This window comes from Amycolatopsis ultiminotia, from assembly GCF_039536925.1.
Lineage (GTDB): Bacteria > Actinomycetota > Actinomycetes > Mycobacteriales > Pseudonocardiaceae > Amycolatopsis > Amycolatopsis ultiminotia.
Window position 1 is genome coordinate 1,015,691 of record NZ_BAAAZN010000001.1, and the last position, 23,050, is coordinate 1,038,740.

The 23,050-nt window shown below is 67.7% G+C and carries 21 protein-coding genes and 1 pseudogene; 6 read left to right on the plus strand and 16 right to left on the minus strand.

Going from position 1 to position 23,050, the window contains the following annotated elements; genetic code table 11:
• Nucleotides 1-398: 398 nt before the first annotated feature.
• Nucleotides 399-620 (plus strand): hypothetical protein, encoded by a 222-nt coding sequence (locus tag ABD793_RS04675; protein WP_344855631.1) that lies wholly within the window; start codon nucleotides 399-401, stop codon nucleotides 618-620.
• A 414-nt stretch (nucleotides 621-1,034) separates the two neighbouring features.
• Here the strand turns inward: ABD793_RS04675 and ABD793_RS04680 are convergent, their stop codons facing one another.
• Together ABD793_RS04680 and ABD793_RS04685 are read right to left on the minus strand one after the other, a co-directional pair.
• On the minus strand, nucleotides 1,035-2,258 hold the full coding sequence (locus tag ABD793_RS04680; RefSeq protein ID WP_425548646.1) for an acyl-CoA dehydrogenase family protein: 1,224 nt from the start codon (nucleotides 2,256-2,258) through the stop codon (nucleotides 1,035-1,037).
• A gap of 64 nt (nucleotides 2,259-2,322) precedes the next feature.
• Nucleotides 2,323-3,147, minus strand: a complete 825-nt coding sequence (locus ABD793_RS04685) for a TetR-type transcription factor C-terminal domain-containing protein (RefSeq protein ID WP_344855633.1) — start codon at nucleotides 3,145-3,147, stop codon at nucleotides 2,323-2,325.
• Between the two features lie 121 nt (nucleotides 3,148-3,268).
• Here ABD793_RS04685 and ABD793_RS04690 point away from each other — a divergent pair, with 121 nt between their 5' ends.
• From ABD793_RS04690 to ABD793_RS04700, 3 genes are all read left to right on the plus strand, one after another.
• A complete protein-coding gene (locus ABD793_RS04690; RefSeq protein ID WP_344855635.1) occupies nucleotides 3,269-4,288 on the plus strand; it encodes a phosphotransferase family protein in 1,020 nt (339 codons plus the stop codon).
• Nucleotides 4,289-4,354: 66 nt separating this feature from the next.
• Nucleotides 4,355-5,200, plus strand: coding sequence for an SDR family oxidoreductase (locus ABD793_RS04695; protein WP_344855638.1), 846 nt, complete (start codon nucleotides 4,355-4,357; stop codon nucleotides 5,198-5,200).
• Complete coding sequence (locus ABD793_RS04700; RefSeq protein WP_344855640.1) at nucleotides 5,197-6,003, plus strand: enoyl-CoA hydratase-related protein; 807 nt, start codon at nucleotides 5,197-5,199, stop codon at nucleotides 6,001-6,003. Before ABD793_RS04695 ends, ABD793_RS04700 begins: the two co-directional genes overlap by 4 nt.
• On the opposite strand, the gene ABD793_RS04705 is transcribed toward ABD793_RS04700, so the two are convergent.
• From ABD793_RS04705 to ABD793_RS04715, 3 genes are all read right to left on the minus strand, one after another.
• Nucleotides 6,000-6,992, minus strand: a complete 993-nt coding sequence (locus ABD793_RS04705; RefSeq protein WP_344855794.1) for an IS481 family transposase — start codon at nucleotides 6,990-6,992, stop codon at nucleotides 6,000-6,002. The two genes, ABD793_RS04700 and ABD793_RS04705, sit on opposite strands and share 4 nt — an antisense overlap.
• A gap of 136 nt (nucleotides 6,993-7,128) precedes the next feature.
• Complete coding sequence (locus ABD793_RS04710) at nucleotides 7,129-7,860, minus strand: IS5 family transposase (protein WP_425548649.1); 732 nt, start codon at nucleotides 7,858-7,860, stop codon at nucleotides 7,129-7,131.
• A 188-nt stretch (nucleotides 7,861-8,048) separates the two neighbouring features.
• Nucleotides 8,049-8,459, minus strand: a complete 411-nt coding sequence (locus ABD793_RS04715) for a hypothetical protein (RefSeq protein WP_344855642.1) — start codon at nucleotides 8,457-8,459, stop codon at nucleotides 8,049-8,051.
• A 686-nt stretch (nucleotides 8,460-9,145) separates the two neighbouring features.
• Here ABD793_RS04715 and ABD793_RS04720 point away from each other — a divergent pair.
• Together ABD793_RS04720 and ABD793_RS04725 are read left to right on the plus strand one after the other, a co-directional pair.
• Nucleotides 9,146-9,982: a mycofactocin-coupled SDR family oxidoreductase gene (locus ABD793_RS04720; protein ID WP_344855644.1), complete on the plus strand. Its 837-nt coding sequence runs from the start codon at nucleotides 9,146-9,148 to the stop codon at nucleotides 9,980-9,982.
• 910 nt (nucleotides 9,983-10,892) lie between these two features.
• The gene (locus ABD793_RS04725) at nucleotides 10,893-11,177 is read left to right on the plus strand and encodes a hypothetical protein (RefSeq protein ID WP_344855646.1); all 285 of its coding nucleotides are present in this window, start codon (nucleotides 10,893-10,895) and stop codon (nucleotides 11,175-11,177) included.
• A 362-nt stretch (nucleotides 11,178-11,539) separates the two neighbouring features.
• On the opposite strand, the pseudogene ABD793_RS04730 reads toward ABD793_RS04725, so the two are convergent.
• From ABD793_RS04730 to ABD793_RS04780, 11 genes and pseudogenes are all read right to left on the minus strand, one after another.
• A pseudogene (locus ABD793_RS04730) lies at nucleotides 11,540-12,487 on the minus strand (integrase core domain-containing protein).
• 226 nt (nucleotides 12,488-12,713) lie between these two features.
• A complete protein-coding gene (locus ABD793_RS04735) occupies nucleotides 12,714-12,890 on the minus strand; it encodes a hypothetical protein (RefSeq protein ID WP_344855649.1) in 177 nt (58 codons plus the stop codon).
• Between the two features lie 116 nt (nucleotides 12,891-13,006).
• A complete protein-coding gene (gndA, locus tag ABD793_RS04740; RefSeq protein ID WP_344855651.1) occupies nucleotides 13,007-14,509 on the minus strand; it encodes an NADP-dependent phosphogluconate dehydrogenase in 1,503 nt (500 codons plus the stop codon).
• 167 nt (nucleotides 14,510-14,676) lie between these two features.
• Nucleotides 14,677-15,411 carry a hydroxypyruvate isomerase family protein gene (locus ABD793_RS04745; protein ID WP_344855653.1) on the minus strand — a complete coding sequence of 245 codons (735 nt, stop codon included), beginning with the start codon at nucleotides 15,409-15,411 and terminating at the stop codon, nucleotides 14,677-14,679.
• Between the two features lie 67 nt (nucleotides 15,412-15,478).
• On the minus strand, nucleotides 15,479-16,687 hold the full coding sequence (locus ABD793_RS04750; protein WP_344855656.1) for a M24 family metallopeptidase: 1,209 nt from the start codon (nucleotides 16,685-16,687) through the stop codon (nucleotides 15,479-15,481).
• Nucleotides 16,688-16,736: 49 nt separating this feature from the next.
• Nucleotides 16,737-17,375 carry a 3-oxo-tetronate 4-phosphate decarboxylase gene (otnC, locus tag ABD793_RS04755; RefSeq protein ID WP_344855658.1) on the minus strand — a complete coding sequence of 213 codons (639 nt, stop codon included), beginning with the start codon at nucleotides 17,373-17,375 and terminating at the stop codon, nucleotides 16,737-16,739.
• The gene (gene otnK / locus ABD793_RS04760; protein ID WP_344855660.1) at nucleotides 17,368-18,651 is read right to left on the minus strand and encodes a 3-oxo-tetronate kinase; all 1,284 of its coding nucleotides are present in this window, start codon (nucleotides 18,649-18,651) and stop codon (nucleotides 17,368-17,370) included. Before otnK ends, otnC begins: the two co-directional genes overlap by 8 nt.
• Nucleotides 18,645-19,337 carry an aspartate/glutamate racemase family protein gene (locus ABD793_RS04765; RefSeq protein ID WP_344855796.1) on the minus strand — a complete coding sequence of 231 codons (693 nt, stop codon included), beginning with the start codon at nucleotides 19,335-19,337 and terminating at the stop codon, nucleotides 18,645-18,647. Before ABD793_RS04765 ends, otnK begins: the two co-directional genes overlap by 7 nt.
• Nucleotides 19,337-20,041: a molybdate ABC transporter substrate-binding protein gene (locus ABD793_RS04770; RefSeq protein ID WP_344855662.1), complete on the minus strand. Its 705-nt coding sequence runs from the start codon at nucleotides 20,039-20,041 to the stop codon at nucleotides 19,337-19,339. Before ABD793_RS04770 ends, ABD793_RS04765 begins: the two co-directional genes overlap by 1 nt.
• A gap of 4 nt (nucleotides 20,042-20,045) precedes the next feature.
• Nucleotides 20,046-21,392: an OFA family MFS transporter gene (locus tag ABD793_RS04775; RefSeq protein WP_344855665.1), complete on the minus strand. Its 1,347-nt coding sequence runs from the start codon at nucleotides 21,390-21,392 to the stop codon at nucleotides 20,046-20,048.
• Between the two features lie 225 nt (nucleotides 21,393-21,617).
• Entirely contained in the window at nucleotides 21,618-22,802 is a 1,185-nt protein-coding gene (locus ABD793_RS04780) for a zinc-dependent alcohol dehydrogenase (protein ID WP_344855667.1), read from the minus strand.
• Nucleotides 22,803-23,050: the final 248 nt, after the last annotated feature.

Below are 23,050 nucleotides of genomic sequence, written 5' to 3' on the forward strand. Positions count from 1 at the left end.
CGAGTGTTCGCGGCGCTCGACCCGTTCGCGGAACTTGGCGGTGATCGCTCCGATGGTGACCAGGTACAGCGGGATGTTGACGAAGAAGATCCAGCGCCACGAGAGGCATTCCGCACCAGCTTGCGGAACTGGCCCGGCTCCAGCCCGTGAACGGGGCAATTCACTCCGGCCGCGACGCTGTGATCACCTGCGCCACACCAACATGATCAACCAACGACCCAGTCAGTCAGACACCGGGTTACGAGACATCCCTTAGGCCCCGCACGTGGTCGTTCGTAGCGTTTGGCAGCAACAGCCCGGCGAGTGCGGAGGATGGCTATGCGAGTGGCCGAAACCCTGGTGATCGCGGCGAATCCGGCGACGGTGTGGAAGGCCGGCACCACGCCGAGGGTGCGGAAGTGGTGCGGGAGGCCGACTTCGAAGCCGAGGCATCCGGCGAAGAACCCGGACTCGCCGAGGCGATCCGCGAAATCTGCCAGTGCGGCAATGAATTCGCTGGCCGAACGCTCCGGCTGAGCCGGTCTCAACCAGACGACCAGGACCTGCGCACCGTGATCGCCAGCTCGGTCCGGCTGCGCAGGCCCTACGGTTTCCTCCACGGCCGGGGCCTGCGTCCGTAGCGGCCGGTGGCACGCGATCTGTGATCGCAGCGAGCCGATCTCCGGCGTGCTGCCCCTCAGCTCGGCCGAAGTGGACACTCGCGTGGTGCTCAGCGAGCGTAGTGCCTGCGGGGTAGAGAAGATGTCGTGCTGGAGCGACATCTCCTGGTACTCCGGCAGCAAGCTCGTAGGGCAGCCGGCCGGTTCGTGCGCGAGACTCGGCTCGAGCAACGTGTTCGCTGACCTGATGGCGCAATCTACGGCCGCACCGAGACCACGGCACTGTCGCACGCCGTGCCGCCCGGCGCCTGCGCGCGGGTGGATCCCTTGTCCGGTGCGCTTTCCGTCGGCGTGCCGGGGCGGCAAGCCGTGCCCGGCTACGTCCTCTGCGAACACCCAGCCGTGTACCAGGCTGCGGTGGTCGGCGTGCCGTGGTCAGGCGGGAAGAACCGGGGTGCCGCGCAGCTCGGCCTTGGCCAGCGAGCGCAGGTGCACCTCGTCGGGGCCGTCGAACAGCCGCATTGCGCGGTGCCAGCCGTACATCGCCGCGAGCGGGGTGGTGTCGCTGACCCCCGCCCCGCCGTGGACCTGGATCGCGCGGTCGATCACCCGGGTGGCCGCGCGCGGCACGGCGACTTTTGCCATCGCGACGAGGTTGCGAGCGGCCTTGTTGCCCTCGGTGTCGATCACGTGCGCGGTGTGGTGGCACAGCAGCCGCGCCTGCTCGATCTCCAGCCGGGATTCGGCAATCTGCTGCTGCACGACTCCTTGGTCGCCCAGCGGAGCGCCGAACGCGATGCGGTCCTTGGACCGGCGCACCAGCAGGGCGAGGGCGCGTTCGGCGGCGCCGAGGGCGCGCATGCAATGGTGGATCCGGCCGGGCCCGAGCCGGGCCTGCGCGGCGGCGAACCCGCCGCCCTCCTCGCCGATCACGTTGGTCACCGGAACCCGCGCGCCGGTGAAGGCGACCTCGGCGTGGCCGTGCTGGTCGTGGTGCCCGAACACCGGGTGGTCGCGGACCACTTCGACGCCCGGGGTGTCGCGCGGGACGAGCACCATGGTCTGCTGGCGGTGCGGGGGAGCGGCCGGATCGGTTTTGCCCATCACGATGAAGAACGCGCACCGCGGGTCCATCGCGCCGCTCGTCCACCACTTCCGGCCGGTGATCAGGTACTCGTCGGCGTCGCGTTCGATCCGGGTGGCGATGTTCGTCGCGTCGCTGCTGGCGACGTCCGGTTCGGTCATCGCGAAGGCGGACCGGATGTGCCCGGCCAGCAGGGGTTTCAGCCAGTCGCGCTGCTGCTCGTCGCTGCCGAGCAGGTGCAGCAGCTCCATGTTGCCGGTGTCGGGTGCTTGCCCGTTGATGGCCTCGGGAGCGAGGTCGAGGCTCCAGCCGGACAGTTCCGCGATCGGCGCGTACTCGAGCTGGGTCAGCCCGGACTCGGCGGGCAGGAACAGGTTCCACAGCCCGGCGGCCTTGGCCTCGGCTTTGAGTTTCTCCACGACCGGGGGCAGTGTGTGGTCGCCCGGACCGGCGGCCTGCCGGTACTCGGCGTAGGCGGCTTCGGCGGGCAGCACCCGGTCCCGCAGGAACTGCTCCATCGCGGACTGCAGCCGGCGCGCCCGCTCGGAGGGTTCGGGTAGGACGTATCCGGACATGAAATCCTCCTGAACAATACCAAGCAATCGATCGGCTGAACGATAGGGTGTACGGCTTTTCGCGTCAACGCGGGGCGCGGACGAGGTCCAGCGCGAAACCGACGTACTGGCGTGCCACGACTTCGGGGGACAGTCCGCCGGCCGGCGACCACCAGGTCGGCAGGGCGGTGCACATCGTCACCACGGCGCGTGCCGCCTCGCGCGGCAGCGGGGTGTGCATCAGCTCCCGCCGGCAGCCCTCGGCCACCTCGTCGTCGAGCATGTGCTGGACGTCCCGGCGAGCGGTGGCGATGCGGGTGCGGTGTGGTTCCTCGACGCTGCGCATCTCGCTGGCCCCGATGAACCCCAGTTCCCGCCGGTGGGTGTGGAACAGCCCGAGACATTCGACCAGCCGGGTGAAACGGTCGAGCGGTCCGTCGCCCTCGGCACGGGCGGCGCGGCACCGCGCCTGCAGGTCGTCCATGGTCAGATCGAGCAGCTCCACGAGCAAGGCTTGTTTGGTCGGCCGGTGGTGGTAGACGCCGGCGACCGACAGTCCCGCCCGCTGCGCCACGTCCCGGACACGCGCGCCGTGGTAGCCGAGCTCGACGAACGCCTCCAGTGCGCCGGCCAGCGGCGGAACCAGCGTCAGCGGCGGGAAATCGCGCCACGAACCAGCCTCCGGCGGGCGCGCGTCGCACAGCGCCGCGCTTTCCGCGCCGAACAACGACGCGGCGGCGTTCAGCCGCTCCCGGCCGATCCGGGTCTGGCCGTTCTCCACCGCGCTCCAGGTCCCCGTGCTGACGCCGAGCCCCCGCGCGACGTCGCGAAGGGTCAGCCCGGCGGTGCGGCGTGCTTTGCGCAGCCGCCTGCCCAGGGCTTCCCGGTCCTCGGGTTCTTCTGCTGCCACCTGCGTGCTCCCTTCCCGTCCGGGTGACCCCAGCCGTCCTTGACAGTGCGTCCGTCCCTGGTCCACAGTACTCACCATTGTTCAATAGTACCGAGCAATCGCTCGGTGTCAGGAGTCGTGCATGGTCTCGGAATCCCCGCCCGGCATCACGCTGCCCGTGCTGGAGCAGTTTCTGCGCTCCGCCGCCCCCGGCCTGCTGTCCGGTCCGCTGAAGGCCGGGCTGCTCTCCGGCGGCCGGTCGAACCTGACCTATCTGCTCACCGACGGGCGCCGGCGCTGGGTTCTGCGCCGCCCGCCGCTCGGGCATGTGCTCGCCACCGCCCACGACATGGACCGGGAGTACCGGGTGCTCGCCGCGTTGCACCCGACCGACGTCCCGGTGCCGCGGCCACTGGTCAGCGCCGGCCCGGACGTGCTCGGCGCGCCGTTCTACGTCATGGAGTTCGCGGACGGCCTCGTCCTGCGCGAACCCGCGCAGCTGGCGGAGTTCGCGACGAGGTCGAAGGACCTCGCTGTCGAACTGGCCGACGTGCTCGCCCGGCTGCACTCGCTCGACCCGGCCGCGGTCGGGCTCGGCGATCTCGGCCGCCCGGCCGGGTACCTGATGCGGCAGCTGCGCCGTTGGGACAAGCAGCTGGCCGCGTCGCGGACCCGGGACCTGCCCGAGCTGGTCCGGCTGGGGGAGCGGCTCGGCCGGGCGGTCCCGGGCGGACAGTCGCCGGCGATCGTGCACGGCGACTACCGCCTCGACAACGTCGTCGTCTCCCCGGACACCGGGCGGGTGACCGGCGTCCTCGACTGGGAGATGGCCACCCTCGGCGATCCGCTCACCGACCTGGCCTCGATGGTGATGTGGTGGGACGGGATGAGCAGACTGGACAGCCCGGTCGCGGCGGTGCCGGGGGAGACTCCCGGCTTCGCGGGCAGTGAGCTGCTGATCGATCGCTACGCCGAATCCGGGCGGGACCTGACCGAACTGTCCTGGTACCTGGGGTTCGCCTGCTACAAGATCGCGGTCATCTTCGAGGGCATCCACTTCCGCGCCGGCCAGGGCCTCACCGTGGGCGCGGGTTTCGACCGGCTCGGCGCGCTGGTCCCGGCGCTCGCCGAACGCGGGCACGCCGCTCTCGCCGCGCGCTGAGCCCAGCCAACAACGCACGGCGCCCGCCGAGAGTGCGCCGTGACGACCGCTGAAGGAGACCTGACGATGAGCACACTCGCGGGACGAACTCTGCTGATGTCCGGCGGCAGCCGCGGCATCGGCCTAGCCATCGCGCTGCGCGCGGCACGCGACGGCGCGAACGTGGTGGTGCTGGCCAAGACCAGCGAACCGCATCCGCGGCTGCCCGGGACCGTCCACACCGCAGTCGCCGAGATCGAGCGGGTCGGCGGAAAAGCCGCAGCGGTCGTCGGCGACGTGCGCAAGGACGAGGACGCGCAGCGGGCGGTGGACACCGCGGTGGAACGGTTCGGCGGCATCGACATCGTGGTCAACAACGCCAGCGCGCTGGACCTGCGGCCCACCCGCGAGATCGGGATGAAGAGCTACGACCTGATGCAGGACATCAACGCGCGCGGCACCTTCCTGCTCAGCAAGCTCGCCGTCCCGCATCTGGAGCGCAGCGACCGCGCGCACATCCTGACGCTCTCTCCGCCGCTGGACCTCCGTCCGAAGTGGGCGGGCAGCTACCTCGCCTACACCATGGCGAAGTACGGCATGAGCCTCGTGACGCTCGGACTGGCCGAGGAACTGCGCGAGGCGGGGATCGCCGCGAACTCGCTGTGGCCGCGCACGACCATCGCCACCGCCGCGGTCGCGAACCTGCTCGGCGGCGACGCTGCGATCGAACGCGCCCGCGTGCCGGAGATCATGGGCGACGCCGCGCACGCCGTGCTGGTCCGCGAAAGCCGTTCCTGCACCGGCAACTTCTATCTCGACGAGGAAGTACTGGCCGAAGAGGGCGTGACCGATCTGGACCGGTACCGCGCGGGCAGCGGAGACCGGCCGTTGGAGACCGACCTGTTCCTCGAACCGCTGGAGGAGGCCCGATGAGCCTCGTCGACTACTCGTTCGCGGACGCAGTCGCGCGCATCCGGCTGAACGACGCCGCTCGCGGGAACCCGTTGAACCAGGCGATCCTCGACGCTCTCGCCGATGCGGTCCGGCGAGCCCGCGCCGACGATGCCCACGTCGTTGTCCTGACTGCAGCGGGGAAAGCGTTCAGCGTCGGCGGGGATGTTGCCGCTTTCGGCGCGACAGACGATCCCGGGCAGCTGGTGGACGACCTCGCGGAAAGTCTGCACCGGGTCGTCAGCGAGCTGCACCGGATGGAGGCCGTGGTGGTTTCCGCGGTTGCCGGCGCGGCGGCGGGCGCGGGCCTTGCCCTGGCCGCGGCCGCCGACCTCGTGCTGGCGAGCGAGTCCGCGCGGTTCACGGTGGCCTACACCAAACTCGGCTTCTCCCCGGACGGCGGGACTTCTTTGCTCACTGCCTCGCTGGGCTTGCACCGGCTGCTGAAGCTGGCGCTGCTCAACCCGGTCCTCGGCGCGGACGAGGCGCAGGCGCTGGGACTCGTCGCTCAAGTGCACCCCGACGCGGAACTCGACCGCGCGGTCGAAGGCGTCGTCGGCGTGCTCCGCGCGGGCTCCCGCGCGGCGCAGGTCGCGGTGAAACGGCTGGCCCGGGAAACCTCCACTCCGGCCGAGGAAACCGCATTGCGCCGCGAAACCCTCTCCATCCGGGCGCGGGCCGCGAGCCCGGACGGACGCGAAGGCGTGGCGGCGTTCCTGGCGAAACGAGCACCGGAGTTCCCCGCCTCGCCGGTGCGCGCGACGATGTCCCCCAAAATGCCCTAGGTGTAGTCACCTGTGAGGTTGGGGACGCGGTGGGCGGGTGGGTGGCCGCCGAGTGCGGTGTGGCCGCGGTGGTGATTGTAGGTGTGGAGCCAGGTGGGGAAGGTGTCGCGGCGTTCGGTTTCTGAGTGGTAGGGCTGGTGATATGCCCATTCGTCGAGGAGTGTGCGGTTGACGCGTTCCACTGTGCCGTTGGCCTGCGGCCTGTAGGGGCGAGTGCGTTTGTGGCTGATGTTGTTATCTGACAACGTTTTCCGCCACAGAGTGGACTTATAGCAGCTGCCATTGTCGGTCAGTACGCGCTGCACTGTGATGCCGCTGTCGGTGAAGAAGGACTGGGCGCGGCGCCAGAACGCGACCGCGGTTTCTTTGGTCTCGTCGGGCAGGATTTCGCTGTAGGCCAGTCGGGAGTGATCGTCCACGGCGTTGTGCAGAAAGCTGTAGCCGACGTGGCTGTTGCCGTTGCGGTCGCGCTTCTTGCCGAGTGTGACGGTGCGGTGTCGTTGTCCGGCTCGGCGACCCACCATCCGGTAGCCGCCGCCGTCGGGAATGTTGCCCAGCTTCTTGATGTCGACGTGGACCAGATCGCCGGGCGAGGCGTGTTCGTAGCGGCGGATCACCCGCCCGGTGGCCCGGTCGAGGTGACACAGGCGGGCCAGCCGATACCGGGTGAGCACCCGATGCACCGTCGCCGGATTCAACCCCAGCAGATAGGCGATCCGGGCCGGCCCCCACCGGCGCAGAACCCGGACCTTGATGATCCGCCGCTCGACACGGGCCGGGGTACGTCGCGGGCTGGAGTACGGGCGTGAGGACCGGTCGGCCATGCCCGCCTCACCCAGCTCACGGTAGCGCCGGGCCCACCGGGCGGCCGTGGTCACCGCGACCTGGAACCGCTCCGCAACACGGCGCAACGGCCACCCCTCATCCACGACACACCGAGCCAGACGCAGCCTGCCCACAGGCGTCAACGGTGCATCAGCGTGAGTCACGAAGGCCTCCCGGGGCCAATTCGGTGCAGATGTCGCAATCCACACCGAACCCGGAGACCCTCCCCCACACCAAGATCACCCGATCACATGTCACGCCGCACCCAACCTCCATGGTCAGTACAACTAGGGCGTGTCCTCAAAGCCAGATGAGGAGGGTGGCGAGGTCGATCATGCCGTGGTAGGACAGGGCGGTTTTGTCGTACCGGGTGGCGATGGCGCGATGTTGTTTGAGGCGCCCGAAGCAGTGTTCGACCACGTTGCGTCGTCGGTAGACGGCCTTGTCGAAGGCTGGCGGGCGTCCACCGACTGGTCCTCGGCGGGCGCGGTGGGCTTGCTGGTCGCGGCGTTCGGGGATCGTGGCGGCGATGCCGCGACCACGCAGGTAGCTGCGGATCGCGCGGGAGCTGTAGCCCTTGTCGGCCAGAATCCGCCGCGGCCTGGTCCAGGGCCGTCCCCGCCGGGCCGGGGGCATCCGGATCCCGGTCACCACAGTGATGAACATGGTGCAGTCGTTGACATTCCCGCCGGTCAACACCACCGGCAACGGTCGGCCGAGCCCATCACAGGAGAGATGGATCTTCGTGGTGGGCCCACCACGGGACCGCCCGATAGCATGATCATCTGGTTCGGTCTGTCCGCCGGGAAACCCGCCCGTTTGCCGGATCGGCCATCCGGGCCGGACGGGCACCAGCGGCATGCTGATGCGCGCGCACGATCGAGGAATCGACCGACACTTCCCGGTCCAGCTCGGCGACCGCCTCCGCGACCACACGAACCCCGCCCACCAACGTCGTGAGCGTGCCATTACTGGCCCAGCGCCAGAACCGGTTGTAGACCGTCTTCCACGGCCCATACCGCTCTGGCAGATCCCGCCAGGCGATCCCGGTCTTGCACTTGTACAGCATCCCGTTGATCACCCACCCGCGGCCGCCCCGCCACTCCCGACACCGGAAGCAACGGCTCGATCACCAACCACTGCTCATCAGTCAACTCATGCCTGCGCACCACAACCCGACATCCAAGCAGGCCACCACAACCCACTTTGAAGACACAGCACTAGGCCACAAATTGCGGCACCGGCGTGACCAAGCCCCGACCGTCCGCGGCCGCATCTGGATCGGCGGCGAGGAGATCGAGGTGCGCGACGACGAATGGTTCGGCTTCCGAGACCATTCGCCGGGCGTGCGGACGGACGTCGGCGAACCGCCGCCGGACGGCTACCGCAGGTAGCGGCTCCGAGTGGGTCGACGGCCAGTCGACGTATTTCTCCGGGTTCGTCAACCACCCGAAGGCACCACCGGGCTGTACTTCGGGTTCAAGGGACACCGGCACGGGACCTGGTCCGGCGATTCCCAGATGGACGGCGAACGCCACGCCGACGTCTCCGATCCGGGCACCGTGATCCGCTGCCGGGAAGGCGACGCCGCCGGGTATGGCATTTTCGTGTCCATGGTCATCGGGGAACATCCCGTCACGGACTCACCAGGGAATCCTCTTTCCGCTGACGCACATTCGCGTCGAACAGCCGACCAGGGCGGTGTGCCCGCCCGGCAGCTCCAGGCGCAGCGCGGTGGCGGTGAAGAACAAACGCAACGGCTTCGACGACCCTCTCGCGCAGCTGCGTTCGGGTGCGCCGACGGTTGAGGAGGTGCTGACCTTCCTGCAGTGCTGCTTGACCGGCGATGCAGCGATCGTCGGCGGGGAGCGGGAAACCGGCGTGGTTTGCGGATCGAAGCGTCGGCGATGGTGTCCGGCGCGCTGCGGGACCAGCGCAGCGAGGATGTGTGGGGCTACGCGAGCGTGGTGCGGCGGACGCAGAGCAGCTGACCCGTGGTGTGCGGAGCGGAACGCCGCAGTTCCTCGGCGCGGACACCGCACGGGCGTCGGTTGTGACACATGGGGTCCTACGGCGCCGGAGCTGGGAGCTACCCGCCGGAGGTGATGCACCGGTTCCTGCCGAGGTCGATTTCCGCTACGGCGGCACGCATCCGTTTGCTGCAGAGCCACGGAGTGTCCTCCCGGGACGTCACCCGGCTGCGCGCGGCGCTCACGGGTGGGCGGGGGCGGGACCACGTGGTCGCCCGGTCCCGCCCGGACGCCGCGGCGGGGCACCCTCGGCAGGAAGTCCGTTAACGACGACGGGAGTTCGAGCAATGGGAAGTCTTGACGGGAAAGTCGCCCTGGTCACCGGCGCCGCGCGGGGCCAGGGCAGGTCGCACGCGGTCCGGCTCGCGGAGGAGGGCGCGGACGTCATCGCGGTGGACATCTGCGACACCGTGGCGACCACCGAATATCACGGCGCGACCTCGGCGGACCTCGCCGAGACCGCCCGGTACGTCGAAAAGGCCGGCCGGAAGGTCGTCGCGCACGAGGCCGACGTGCGGGACCTGACCGCGCTGACCGCGGCCGTCGAGGACGGGGTGCGCCGGCTCGGCCGGCTCGACGCGGTCGTCGCGAACGCGGGGGTGTTCTCCTCCGCCGCGGTCCACGAGCTGACCGAAGAGCAGTGGAACACGATGATCGACGTCAACCTCACCGGGGTGTGGAAGACGGTGAAGGCGACCGTGCCGACGCTGCTCGAACAGGGCGAGGGCGGTTCGATCGTCCTGATCAGCTCGACCGGCGGCACCCAGGGATTCCCGAACTTCGCGCATTACGTCGCGGCGAAGCACGGCGTGATCGGCCTGACCCGGTCGATCGCGAACGAGCTGGGCGCACAGGGCATCCGGTGCAACGCGATCCAGCCGACATCGGTGCTGACCGACATGATCGACCACGAGGCCATGTACCGGCTTTTCCGGCCGGACCTGGAGTCCCCGACGCACCAGGACTTCAAGGAGGCGTGCCAGGGCGCGATGAACGTGCTGCCGATCCCGTGGGTGCAGCCGCGCGACATCAGCGCCGCGGTGGCGTGGCTGGCGTCCGACGAATCCCGCTACGTCACGGGCATCTCGCTGCCGATCGACGGGGGCGCGATCGTGAAAATGTGAGGCGGCATGGGGCCGGCCGGACCTGGCCGGCCCCCTGTTGACCTGGTCCTGCAGCTGCGCGATGCCCCGGTCCGGGCCGCATCACACAGGCCGGTCGCCTCGACGGGGTGGTCTTGGCCCGGCCTCGCCCAGGAAGCCGCGGTTCCGTCCGAGGTCGTGCAGGACCGTCCGGCCGGAGATGCGGCCCGGACTGGTCGATGTGTCCCCAAGCGGAGGTCATGGAACTGTCGGGCTCCGGCCGGACGGTTCCGGGGAGCAAGGGTTAGCGGCGGGGCAAGATTGTTGTGCTGCAGGGCAAGTGCATCCGCAGATCAAGGCGGTGGGCGTCACCGGCTCACTGCCGGGAGGACGGGCACTGTTCGACATTGCGCAAGGCCGTCCGGAACCCATCCCGTTCTACGGTGAATTGGGCGCCCTGAACTCACTTGTCGTGGCACCCGGTGCGGCGGCCCGAACGAGGCGACCGGCTGGCGCGCGAACTGGCAGCTTCCGCGACGCTGGCGATGGGCCAGCTCCGCACGAAGCCCCGCTCTGGTTCCTGCCGATGCGGCGTGAGACGACCTGATCGCGGCGCTGGACCGGCCGCCGGGAGCGCTGCCGGCGACCGTGCACGCGACCGGACGCTGATGCAGTCCGTGCTGCCTGTCCTCGAAGCACGAGTCGGCGGGCCGGTGTCAACCGGCCGGGGACGGGGCCGAGGTAAGTCATCGGCTACGGCCCCCTTCGCGTCCGAAACGCGAGCCTGTCATGCCGACGGCCGCGTGTGTAGTCAAGAACAGGACGGCAGCCAACCGTGTGCAGTACTTCGGTTCCCTCGTCACGGCTCAGGGCTATCGAGTAGGCGCCGCGCACCTTTGCGCCAATTGCTGCGGGTCTACCGGAGAGGGCGGTCGCGGGGACCGCGAGCGGCGTGCTCAACCCCAGCCGCCAGCCCGGCGGTGCGCTCGCGGTCGCCGTGTTCGTGGTCTTGCAGGCCGCGCCGTACGGGCTGGCGAGCGGGATGCGGGCGACCCTTCTGCTCGCCGCCGCGGCCGTCGTGCGCAGATCCGCATTGCTTCTACTGGGTCGTGTTCTCGAAGCCGGGGGGAGCGGGGTGGCAGGGTCGGTCGTGTGGGTAGGAGCGGTGGTCTTGTCGGAGCGGGCGGAAGTGCGTGAGGAGGGTGAAGCGGCGTTGACGATGTTGTGGCGTGTGTAAGTGGTGTGGTCGAAGGTTGGTGGACCTCGCCCGGCTTGTCCGTGGCGCGGCCGGTCGGTTTGCTGGTTGCGGTGTTGGGGGAACGAATGGTTCGGCTGGAGTGGCCCGTGTCCGGCAGCGTCCTCTTCGGCGGGGCCGGTGGACGAGCTGAACCCGGCCGATGGAACTTGATTCCTGCCGTGACCTGGATGAGCAGGGTGCAGTGGTTGATGTTTCCGCCGGTCGACACGATCGGCAAGGTCTGTCCGTGACCGTTGCAGGCGAGGTGGATTTTGGTGGTGGGCCCGCTGTGGGACCGGCCGATACGTCCCGTCGCCACCAGCGTGAACAGGGTGCCGGTGCGCGACCAGTGTATGTGGCCGTCAGGTTGGTGGCAGTCGGCTGATGGGTGGGTTGTCGTCGGGTGCGCTGTGGGGTTGTAGTGCTCGAGCGAGGGTGTAAGGGCTGTTGTGCGGTTGGTGTTGCTGGTGAAGGCCTGGCGGTAGGCCCACTCGGTGTGCAGTGTGCGGTTGAGACGTTCGACTGTGCCGTTCTGCCAGGAGCAGTGGGGCTTGATGAACGTCTGCCGGATGCCGTGCTCGGCGCAGACCGTACGCAACGACCAGCGGTAGGGCCAGGCGTCGTCGGTCATCAGCCGTTTGATCCGGGTGATGCCGTGGCCGCCGACGCAGGCGATCGCCCGGGTGAGGTAGCCAGCGCAGGTTGGGCCCTTTTTCGTCCGGGGTGGATCGCGGAGCAGGGCAGGCGGGAATGATCGTCGACCAGGGAGTGGACGTAGTCGTAGCCGATCTTGGCGTGGCGGTTGCGGGTGGCTTCTTGCTGGGCCCGGTCGTGGGCTCGCCAGCCTCGGCCGTCGGGAATGCGGCCGATCGTCTTGACGTCCATGTGGACCAGCTCTCCCGGCCGGTCTCGTTCGTAGCGGACTGCGGTGGTCTTGCCGGCCCGGTGATCGGGTCCAGCGTGGCCAGTGGCGGGATCTGGTGGCGTGCCAGTACTCGCGACACCGTCCGTGTCGGGACACCCGGTTCACAGCCGAGCTGGGCCGGTCCGCGGCGTTCGCGCTGCCGCAACGTGATGATCCGCGCATCGAGTGCGGCGCGCTGGTCCGCCGGGGTGAGGTGTGCGGGCGGTGAGGATCGGTCACGAAGACCGGGCTCGCCGTCGGTGGCATCGCGGCCCAGCCAGGTCTTCACGCATGTGCGAGAGATTCCCGTTGCGGCGGCAATATGTGCTTGCGGCCACGCTGCTTGGTGGCGTTGGACGATCAGCAACCTGCCGAGGAAGGTGGTGCGGGCGTTACGGTGAGACACGAGAGCCTCCGGTCGGCGTGGGTCCCAGACAAGCCACACCTCACTCGGAGGCTTTCCCCACGCCAACCCGAGCCTTCCGCTGCCAACATCCTGACCAAATACACCTAAGGCGGCTCCTGCTGCCAAGGCGTGCCCATCGAGCCGGCGGTGCTCGACCGGGTGGACGGACGGGGCTGCGCTCAAGGTGGCGGAAGATCTGGCTGTCGGCAGCCTTGAATGATCGAGTTCAATGCCAGGCCCAGGCGCCAGGCAGGGTGGCCAGGTGATCGCGCTGTTTGGCGGGCTCGCTGTGCCTCGCGTACCGGCCCGGCAGGATCAGGAACCGGTGTAGGTCAAGCGCCAGGACGACGTCCCAGTACGCGTTCGCCGGCAGCTGGTTGGGCTCGTGATGCCCGTTGATCACCACGGCCGGGCTGTCGCTGGGCAGCAGACACAGCGTGCGTTAGCCCAGTCCCCACGGCCGGCCGGCCATGATCAGCGCCGCCCAGGAGCAGATTCAAACCGGTTACCAGGCATCACTTAGCGTGTGGAGGAGTCCTGGTCGACCTCGCGGCGGTCATCGTCGGACCAGAGGGTGTGGAAGGTGCCGTCCTTGTCGATGCGCTGGTAGGTGTGTGCACCGAAGAAGTCGCGCTGCCCCTGGATGAGCGCGGCGGGCAGGCGGTCGGAGGCGAGGGCGTCGTAGTAGGACAGCGCCGACGAGAAGCCCGGCGCCGGGATGCCAGACGCGGCCGCGATGCCGACGATGCGGCGCCAGGCCGTTTCACCCTCGGCGACCGCGTTCGCGAAGTACGGGTCGACCAGCAGTGACTCGAGTTCCGGGTTCTTCGCGTACGCCTCGACGATGCGGTTGAGGAACTGGGCGCGGATGATGCAGCCGCCGCGCCAGATCTTCGCGAGGTTGCCGAGGTCGATATCCCAGCCGTACTCCTTCGCCCCGGCGATGATGAGGTCGAAGCCCTGTGCGTACGCGACGACCTTCGACGCATACAGCGCCGCACGGACGTCGTCGGCGAACGTGTCCGGCACCTGCGCGATCTCCGGCCGACTTTTCACTGACTGTTGCACGGCGGCACGCTGGGGCGGCTTTGACGACACAGCGCGAGCGAACACCGCCTCACCGATGCCGGAGACGGGGATGCCGAGCCCGACCGCGTTCTGCACGGTCCACACACCGGTGCCCTTGGAGCCGGCCTCGTCGCGGATGACGTCGACGAGCGGCTTGCCCGTATCGGCGTCGCGCTGCTCGAGCACCTCGCCGGTGATCTCGATCAGGTACGACTCGAGGTCGCCCTCGTTCCATCGCTCGAAGATCTGCACCAGTTCGTCGACATCGTGCCCGCCCACGCGGCGGAGCAGGTCGTAGGACTCGGCGATGAGCTGCATGTCGGCGTACTCGATGCCGTTGTGCACCATCTTCACGAAGTGGCCGGCGCCGTCGGTGCCGACATGCGTCACACAGGGTTCGCCCTCGGCCACGGCGGCGATCGACTTCAGGATCGGGCCCAGGGTCTCCCAGGCCTCGGCGGACCCGCCGGGCATGATCGACGGCCCGTGCAGGGCGCCGTCTTCACCGCCCGAGATCCCGGCGCCGACGAAGTTCAGGCCCTGCTCGCGGAGGTCGTGCTCGCGTCGGATGGTGTCGTGGAAGTTCGCGTTGCCGCCGTCGACGATGATGTCGCCGGGCTCGAAGCGTTCGGCGAGATGCTCGATGACGGCGTCGGTGCCGCGGCCGGCCTGCACCATGATGATCGCGGTGCGCGGCCGGGCCATGGATGCGACGAAGTCGTCGATGGACTCCGATGCCAGGAAGCCGGCCTCGGGGTGCTCCTGGACCAGGGTGCGGGTCCGCTCGGGGGAGCGGTTGTAGACCGCAACGGTGTTGCCCTCGCGGCCGGCGAGGTTGCGGGCCAGGTTCGAGCCCATCACCGCCATGCCCACCACACCGATGTTGGCCGTACCGGCGGGGGTTCCTGGGCGGCCCGTGCTCTCGGTGCGTCCGATGCTCTCGGTATCGGTCATCGTCGATCCATTCGTTCGGTGACAAGTGGTTGTTCGCCGGGCAGCGACATGGTCAGGTGCCGGTCCCTGCCGAGGCTCGAATGTGGCAGGCAATCGCGTCGGCGTCGTCGCGAGAGACCGTTACCGGTCTACAGCACACTCGGTCGTTCGTCGGGCTCGGTCTCCACTCAAGTGAGGGTCTTGCGGTGCAGCCATCCGAGGCCGGCTTCGGTCGACTCGATCGGGCTGTATTCGCACCCCAGGAAGCCGTCGTAGTTCGCCTTCTGCAGGGCGAGCTCCACCCCGTCGAAGTCCACCGTCCCCGATCCCGGCTCATGGCGTCCGGGAACATCCGCGATGTGCACGTGCGCCAGCAGCCCCGCATGCTTGGCGATCTCCTGCTCGACGTCCAAGCCGGCGCTCACCGTGTGGAAGACGTCCAGCAAGAGGCCGATGTTCTCTTCGCCGGCCTCTCCGATGGCGCGCGCTGCTCGGTCTGGGGTATCGAAGAAGTACTCCGGCACCGCGGTCTCGCTCATCGCTTCGACGATGATCTTGATACCCCGCGGTCTCGCCTCCCTGGCGGCGAAGGCGAGGTTTTCGACGTAGCAGTCCCAGTGCTGCCGAGACCGCTGCGCCCGCGGCAGGATCCCGGCCATTGCATGCACCATCGATGCCCCGACGGTTTCCGCGTAGTCCAGCGCCTGAGTGACGCTCTCGCGGAACTCGGCACGCCGGCCGGGAAAGATGCCGAGTCCCTTCTCGCCCTTCGACGCGTCGCCCGGGTAGAGGCCCAGCTGCGCATACCGAGCGCCGGCTGACCGCAACCACCCGGCCATCTCCGTGGCCGGCACGGAATACGGCGCCGGATGCTCGATCGCCGTGAAGCCGCACCAGATCGCCGAGCCGATGCGCTCCGCCATCGGCCGGTCGGTGAAGAGGTAGCCGATGTGTGCGCTGTACGCGTAACCGGGCACGTCACTATCCACGTCAGCGGCCCGCGATGTTCCAGCCGCGGCCGTGGTCGCCGAAGCCCTCACATCCGGTCGGCGTGATGGCGACCGTGTCCTCGAGCTTGATGAACCCGCGCCCGGTGTGGTGAAGTTCCGTTTCGATCGAGATCACCATTCCGGCCTCCAGCGGCTTGTCGCGGTGGTGCGGGGTGTACCGGGGGAAGGCATTCGGCATAAGCCACGGAGCCTCGTGGCTGACGATGCCCATGCCATGTGCGGCGAATCCCATCTTGTCGCATGCCGAGCACTGCAGCAGCGCCGCGTTTGCGTTCTCGAAGATCTCCGCGCCGACAGTGCCGGCCCTGAGGTTCTTGCGGGCGGCCTGCTGCACGAGTTCGACCTGGCCGAGGAGATCGACGAGCTCCTGGTCCGGCTCCCCGGCGTACGCCATCCGAGTCACGTCGCCGATGTAGCCCCGGTAGTTGCCGCCGGAATCAAGGGCAAGTGTCTCGCCTTCCTCCCAGATCTTGTCGTAGGGCGCACGGTTGAAGGCGGTCCCGATGTTCGTCAGTGCGTATTCGAACTTCATGCCGCGTGCCGTTTCTTCCTGACGCAAGGCATCGAAGAGCGTGAGCTTGCTGGTGCCCGGGCCGAACTTCGAAAAGACGGTGAGCATCGAATCGACGACCTTCTCGGAGCTCTCCTTGAGGATCGCCAATTCTTCCGGCGTCTTCAGCGCACGCAGGACCTCAAGCGTGTAGGTGGCGTCTGTGAGTTCGACTCCGGGAAGCTGCGCTTCGAGGACTCGAAACGCGTCGATCGGCATGAACCCGGCTTCGATGCCGACCCTCCCTTCAGCTGCACCAACGCTCTTCAGGATCTCGGCGGCAGCGCCGGCGTAACCAGTGCTCGCGTCGTTCGCGAAGTCGAGGTTGGTGACCCAGAAGCTTCCGAGTTGCTTCTCGTATCGTTCCATCGAGGCGCCGACGTACCCGGAGTCGAGCGGGCGGCCCTTCACGTAGACGAAGAACGGCAGGTAGCGGCTGAGCCCGTGGGCGTCCATGTAGTCGTAGAAGAAGAACCGGTAACCACCCAGGAGGTACTGGATGCTGTGCTTGGATGTCACGAGAAGCGCGTCGAGGCCCGCTTCCTCCATGAGGTGATCCAGGCGTTCGGTGTCGAATGGGGGGTGACCGTGCTTGGACGTGTCTTCGACCGGGTTGCCCTCGGAGTACGCGAAGCTCATGATGATGATCCTTTCCAGTTGGCAGTGGTGGTGGGGGACCGGGGTTTGATCACGTCGGGAACGCTCGGTTGAGGTTGGCGACGTGCTCCGCGTTGAGCGGTGACGTCGGCCGGTCGCCGAGGATGAAGGAGATCTTGGCCGTCTCCTCGAGTTCCTCGTACGCGGAGACGGCGTCGCTCAGGCTCGCACCCGAGACGATCGGCCCATGGTTGGCCAGCAGCATCGAGCGGTGCTCGCGGGAGACGCTCCTGACCTCCTCCGCGAGCGCGTGATCGCCCGGCGGGAAGTACGGCACCAGCGGGAGTTTTCCGACCCGCATGACGTAGTACGCCGTCAACGGCGGGAGGACGTCGTCGGTCTGTTCGTGGCGAAGACACGAGACCGCAACCGAGTAAGCGGAGTGCAGGTGGACGACGGCTCGTGCGCCGGGCCGCTCATCGAAGACCGCGAGGTGGAAGAAGTACTCCTTCGACGGGTTGTCTCCGCTGATCAGATCTCCGGCGCGCGATACCTTGGAGATGCGGTCCGCATCGAGGTCTCCGAGGCTCGAGTTGGTCGGTGTCACCAAGGCGTTGCCGTCCCCGAGCTTCACCGACAGATTCCCGGCGGTTCCGTGGGCAAGCTGACGCGCGGAGAGCAGTCGGCCCATCCGCACGAGTTCTTGGCGAAGTTCGGCCTCCTCACTCATGTACGGCTCCTTCCCCTGCCAAGGCGTCGAGGGCTTGGTCGAAAAAGTCCTCTCCACCGAAGTTTCCCGACTTGAGCGCGAGGGCCACGCCCCGCTTGTCGCTGAACAGCACAGGAACGCCGGGGCTGATCTCCGGACCGATCTTCAAGCCGCCGAGGTCCAGCGCCTGCGCCACGGCTCCGGATGTCTCTCCTCCGGCAACCACGACCCGGCTGACGCTGCCATCGACGAGGCGTTTGACGGTCTCGGCGAACAGGCCTTCCAGACGATCCGATACCGCCTCGGCGCCGTATCGTGTCTGCGCTGCCGTCACGTCCTCGGGCGCAGCTGAGGAGTAGACCAGCGGTGCTTCGCCGTGGTTCGCCTCGATGAACGCCACGAGATCATCCGATGAGGTACGGCCATCCATCACGTCCTCGACCGCGACTGCCATCGTCGGGTGCTTACGGGCGTGCGTATCCACCTGGCTCCTGGTCCTCCCCGAGCAACTGCCGGCAAGGATCGCCTCAGTGCCTGCTACGCCTTCAAACCGATTGCGGTCGCCCGTGGCGAGCCCCTTCGCGATGAAATTCCCGGCAAGCCCGAGCGCGATCCCCGATCCGCCGGTCAAGAGCGGTGCGTCCGCGCATGCCTGGCCGATCCTGACGAGATCCTCGTCGGTCACTGCGTCGACGATCACCAGCGTCTCTCCGCGATCCGCGCATGCGCGGATCGCCGCGTCGATCGCCTCGGCACCTTCGCCCACAACCGGAGCCGGGACGTGACCGACATCGGACTCGGTCTGCAGACGGAGCCAGCGGCGGACGTCGGCGTCCGTCATCGGCGTCAACGGATGGTTCTGCATCCCCGATTCGTTGAGCAGCTTGTCACCGACGAAGAGATGCCCCTGGTAGACGGTGCGTCGCATCACCGGGAAGGCGGGGCAGGCTACGACGCCCTTCACGTCGAGCGCGTCCGCCAGGGCTTCGGCGACAGGGCCGATGTTGCCCGCAGGCATCGAATCGAAGGTCGAACAGTATTTGAAGACGATCTGCCGGCATCCTTGCGCCTTCAGCCAGTGCAACGCCGCAAGCGACGAAGCGACCGCGTCGTCTGCCGGGACCGACCGGGATTTGAGGGAGATGACGCCGGCCTCCACCTCCGGACCGGCGGCGCCTTCTGGCACTCCCATGTACTGCATGGCCACGAGTCCGCCCTGCCCGGGTACCCCCTTGGCGAGGGTATTGGCGATATCGCTTGCACCGGTGAAGTCGTCAGCGATTACCCCGATCAACATGGGTCACCGCCGAGCAGGCTTTTCATGCGCATGACCGCGGCCTCTGGCGCGGCGAAGACCGGCACCTGCACCTCGGCCCGTACCTGTTCGGCCGCGCGGGAGGTGGAGAAGTGCGCGAGCATGATGGCGTCGTGGCCGGCGAACTGCGGCGCCATTTCGGCGACGAGGCGGTTGTGGGAATTCGCATCGCCCTGCCGCAGCACATCGATGGCGCCCGGCACGACGATCGTCTCGAGCGTGACCGGCGCGCCGGCCTCCGCGGCGAACTGGCGGAACTCCTCCTCCATCGTCGCTACCGCCGGTGCGAACGTCGCCATCATGCCGATCCGGCCGCCGGCGGCGATTGCCGAACGGAACATCGCTTCGTTCGGGCGCAGGATCGGCAGTGGCAGTTCTTCTTGCATCCGGTCGATGGCTGGACCGAACGCCGAGCAGGTGATGAGGATGCCGTCCGCGCCGCTGCGCTGCGCGTAACGGCCGAAGTCGACGAACCGCTGGATGAGCCCTTCCGAGAGGTCCGGGCCGTCTTTGGCGCGGTCGATCGTCAGGCCGTCGTCGAGCAGGTTGACGGCTTCCGCTTCCGGCCAGAGCGACGCCATCGCCGCATTGATCGGGTCCATCGCGACCGGAGTGGCGTGGAGCAGCACGATGCGAGGACCGGCCTTGGCGATGTACGTGGATGTCATCAAGCAGCGCTCCCGATCCGCGACAGAAGACCGGAACGCGAGTAGACCTCACCCGCCCTCTCGCCGCTGAGATGCTCCACAAGCGCTTCGGCGGCGCTCGGCGACCCACTGTCGCTGAAGATCGCCGCGGAGAAGTCCGTGTGCTTCTGATAGGGGGCCGGGAACGGCCCGACGATGTCGATGCCGTCGATCGACATGAGCTCGCTGATTTGCTGCACGGCGAGATCGGCTTCGCCCGCGATCACCCTGTCGGCGGTGAAACCGGCATGGATGGCAGTCGCCTTCGCGCCCACGGTCTCGGTGATGCCCAGACGCCTCATGACGTCCTGGAAGTGGATGCCACTCGCGCCCGTCAACGAGTAGGCGACGGATCGGGCCGACACCAATACCGCTCGGAAGCGCTCCGGTGTCGAGATGTCGGGGCGCGGGGCACCGCGCTTCGCACCGAGGCCGAAGCCGGCACGGGCGACCGGCCGCACGGACCCCGCACGGAGAATGCCCTGCTCGACGAGCTCCGCGATCGGCTCGTCGATGGCGATCAAGACGTCTCCACGTTCACCGGCTCGAACACGATCGATCAGCACGCCCGTCGGACTCCACTCCACGTCGACGTCTCGACCGGTCCCGCGCCAGGCCGGAAGCAATGCGCTCGTCAACGCGAGCTCGACGGCGAGCGTGCTCATCACCTTCACCGGCTGTTCCATGCGGTCACCGACCCTCCGAATCGTTGAGCACCACGGGCCGGACAGCGGGCCGGCCGTCCTCCGCCGGCTCCGGTTCCCGCGCTTGCCGACCACGCCGCCTTACCGGGAAGAACTTGAGGGGAATGATGATGAGCCCGGCGACGATCGCGAGCCCGCCCGCCACACTCATGCTGAAGGAGAACCCGTGGTTGCTGATCAAGACGGCGGTGAGGATCCCGCCGTACACCCCGCCGGTGCCCTTCGCGATCGCATAGAGCAGGCCGTAGTTCGCCCCCGCGGCCGCGTTGCCGTAGTACCTGCCGATCGTGATGGGGAACAACGAGAACAGCGACGCCCAGAAGAAGATGCTGAGGATCGCGGTGACGATGAACAGGAACTCGCCCCCGAAGTTCCCGGCGGCCACCGATCCGAGCAGTAACAAGCCGGACAGCACGAAGCTGCCGATCATCGTGTTCTCGAGTCCCACGCGCTCCGAGACCCAGCCGAGCCCGAGCTTCCCCAAGCCGTTAGCGATGGAGATTCCGGCCGCGGCCGCAGTCCCGGCCGCGGCGGCGAAACCGAAGCTCGAGGAGTACAGGACGATCCGGCTCATCCCGGCCAGTCCTGCGCCGGAGATCAGCATGAAGGAGACGATCAACGCCCACAGCTGCCAGGTGCCCAGCGCCTGGAAAAGGGTGAACTCGCGGTCGTTCGGGTGCTTGGCCGCCTTCTTCGGCTCCCAACGCGGGGGAGCCCAGCCTTGTGGAGGGTCCTTGAGGAAGATCGCCGCGACGAGCGGCACGACGAGAAGGACGGCCGTCATGACGTAGATGACGGTGAAGAAGTCGGATTCGGGTGCGGACTCCGGGATTGCCCGGGTCCAGAAGATGAACGGGATCGATCCCCAGGAGAACGCACCCGCGATGATGCCGGTCATCAGCCCTCTACGGTCGGGGAACCACTTGTTGCCGGTCGTCACCGCGTCGTTGTAGATGAAGCCCGTGAAGAAGCTCCCGATGCACCACAGGACGAGCACCAGCTCATAGTTCGGTCCCAGCGTTACGGAGAAGATGCCCAGCGCGGAGAGCACCCCGCCAGTGGTCGTCGTCCAACGCGGGCCGAACCGGTCCCGCAGCAGGCCACCCGGCAGCATGCCGACCGCCTGGAAAACCACGAACAGTGAAAACATCGTGGAGGTCTGGCTATCGGACCACCCGTAAACGACGCCGATCTTTCCGGAGATCGAACTCCAGGCGTACTCGAACGGGCTGATCACTAACATCGCGAAGAACGCCGCGGTGACGACGCGATACCGGCTGTAGCCCAGGATGTCTTTGTCTGTCTTACCGGAATGCCTTGTTGTTGCGGACATCGTTGTCCTCTCTGCGGTCAACCGGATGCCGGCGTCGGCCGACAACATCGACAGCAAGCAAAACGTCTGGGGTAGATTCCCCGACGTTCTCGCGCCGGCGGGCGCACAGGCCGGTTAGCCGCCGCGAAGCCACCTCTTATCCACAAGTTCTCGGCGAAGCCGCCTCGTATGCACAAGTTCTGCTCGTGTGGCTTCGCGACGGCGCCCTGAGTCAGGCGGGCGTCCTCACACCGACGCCATGGCGGGCTCGTCCGTCTTGCCGGGTGTGCTCGACTTCTTCTTGTTCTTGAGCACGACCTTGATCGCATCCTCCACTCGATCCCGCACGTACCGGAGCGCCTCCGGGAGGTCCTCCATGTCAAAGGTGTGCGTGTGGATGATCGAGGCGTCGAACCGCTTCTGGCGCATGAACGCCTCGGCGCGGTGCGTCGCCGACTTGCCTTCACCGCGAATGCTGTAGAGATAAATGTTGTTGCGCGCCAGGTAGGCGAGATCGATCGGGACCTCGTCGGACGGGAATGCCGCCAGGCAGATCTTCCCGCCTCGGTTCAGCATCTTCGCTGCCTCGTTCACCGCATTCGGCGCACCCGAGCACTCGACGACGAAGTCGACGCCCTTGCCCCCGCTCAGTTTCCGCACCGCTTCGACCGGGTCTTCGTTGCGCACGTTGATGACGTGGTCTGCGCCGAGGCGCTTGCCGATTTCGAGCCGGTTGTCCCGCGTGCCGGTGAGGACCACCGGCTGAGCGCCGAGAGCTTTGGCGACCGCGGTGGCGAGAAGCCCGATCGGACCGGGTCCGGTCACGACGACGGAATCGCCGGCGACGAGGCCGCCGATCTCCGTCAGCCCGTACATGGCCGTCCCGCCGGTGACGACGAGCGTCGCCTCCTCGTCGCTCATGGACTCGTCGAGGTGGACGAGCGTGTTGATGTTGTTGACCTGGTACTCGCAGAAGCCGCCATCGGTGGTGAAGCCGTTGGCGCGGTGGCCCTTGTCGACGTCGCCGTAGTTCTTGCCGTAGTTGTGGCACGCGGTGTACATGCCCTCACGACAGCGCTTGCACTGACCGCAGCCTGCGTGAACCTCCACGGTGACGCGGTCTCCGATGGCAAACTCGTCCACCCCCGGGCCGAGTGCCACGACGGTTCCCATGTACTCGTGACCAGGCGTGAAGTTCTTGTTGAACGGGAGGCCACCCTCGATCTGGGCCGGCGGCCCGTGGGCGATGATCTCCAAGTCGGTCGCGCAGATGGAGGCCCCATCGATGCGCACGAGGACCTCGGCCCGCTTCGGAACCGGAACAGGCTTGTCCACCAACGACAACTCGCCAGGATCGCCCAAGACCCAGGCCTTCATGGCGGTGGGGATGGGAAAAGCGACGTCCACTTTGACGTCGTCCGGTTGCGACATGGTGCGCTCTCCTCTGTTGTTCCGTTCAAGCTCGGACAACACATGTGCAACAGTGCTGAGCTCGGATATGAGTATCCGCGCATACACTGATCGAGTCCAATGGATTAGACCGCATAGGCTTATCGATGAGAGCGAATGGTGGGACGAGCTTCCAGGAGGGGCCTTGACCGCGTCGCAGGGAGCCTGCACGGCAGCACCACGTAAGTCGGCCCGTTCCTGCGGGTCACCCTCGATGCCTCGGCGGCGAC

Excerpts from the sequence above, each read along its gene's own strand:
- ABD793_RS04680 (WP_425548646.1), bottom strand. The coding sequence starts at position 2,258 with ATGTCCGGATACGTCCTACCCGAACCCTCCGAGCGGGCGCGCCGGCTG.
- ABD793_RS04690 (WP_344855635.1), top strand. The coding sequence starts at position 3,269 with ATGGTCTCGGAATCCCCGCCCGGCATCACGCTGCCCGTGCTGGAGCAG.
- ABD793_RS04695 (WP_344855638.1), top strand. The coding sequence starts at position 4,355 with ATGAGCACACTCGCGGGACGAACTCTGCTGATGTCCGGCGGCAGCCGC.
- ABD793_RS04700 (WP_344855640.1), top strand. The coding sequence starts at position 5,197 with ATGAGCCTCGTCGACTACTCGTTCGCGGACGCAGTCGCGCGCATCCGG.
- ABD793_RS04715 (WP_344855642.1), bottom strand. The coding sequence starts at position 8,459 with ATGTTCCCCGATGACCATGGACACGAAAATGCCATACCCGGCGGCGTC.
- ABD793_RS04720 (WP_344855644.1), top strand. The coding sequence starts at position 9,146 with ATGGGAAGTCTTGACGGGAAAGTCGCCCTGGTCACCGGCGCCGCGCGG.
- gndA (WP_344855651.1), bottom strand. The coding sequence starts at position 14,509 with ATGACCGATACCGAGAGCATCGGACGCACCGAGAGCACGGGCCGCCCA.
- ABD793_RS04745 (WP_344855653.1), bottom strand. The coding sequence starts at position 15,411 with ATGGCGGAGCGCATCGGCTCGGCGATCTGGTGCGGCTTCACGGCGATC.
- ABD793_RS04750 (WP_344855656.1), bottom strand. The coding sequence starts at position 16,687 with ATGAGCTTCGCGTACTCCGAGGGCAACCCGGTCGAAGACACGTCCAAG.
- otnC (WP_344855658.1), bottom strand. The coding sequence starts at position 17,375 with ATGAGTGAGGAGGCCGAACTTCGCCAAGAACTCGTGCGGATGGGCCGA.
- otnK (WP_344855660.1), bottom strand. The coding sequence starts at position 18,651 with ATGTTGATCGGGGTAATCGCTGACGACTTCACCGGTGCAAGCGATATC.
- ABD793_RS04765 (WP_344855796.1), bottom strand. The coding sequence starts at position 19,337 with ATGACATCCACGTACATCGCCAAGGCCGGTCCTCGCATCGTGCTGCTC.
- ABD793_RS04770 (WP_344855662.1), bottom strand. The coding sequence starts at position 20,041 with ATGGAACAGCCGGTGAAGGTGATGAGCACGCTCGCCGTCGAGCTCGCG.
- ABD793_RS04775 (WP_344855665.1), bottom strand. The coding sequence starts at position 21,392 with ATGTCCGCAACAACAAGGCATTCCGGTAAGACAGACAAAGACATCCTG.
- ABD793_RS04780 (WP_344855667.1), bottom strand. The coding sequence starts at position 22,802 with ATGTCGCAACCGGACGACGTCAAAGTGGACGTCGCTTTTCCCATCCCC.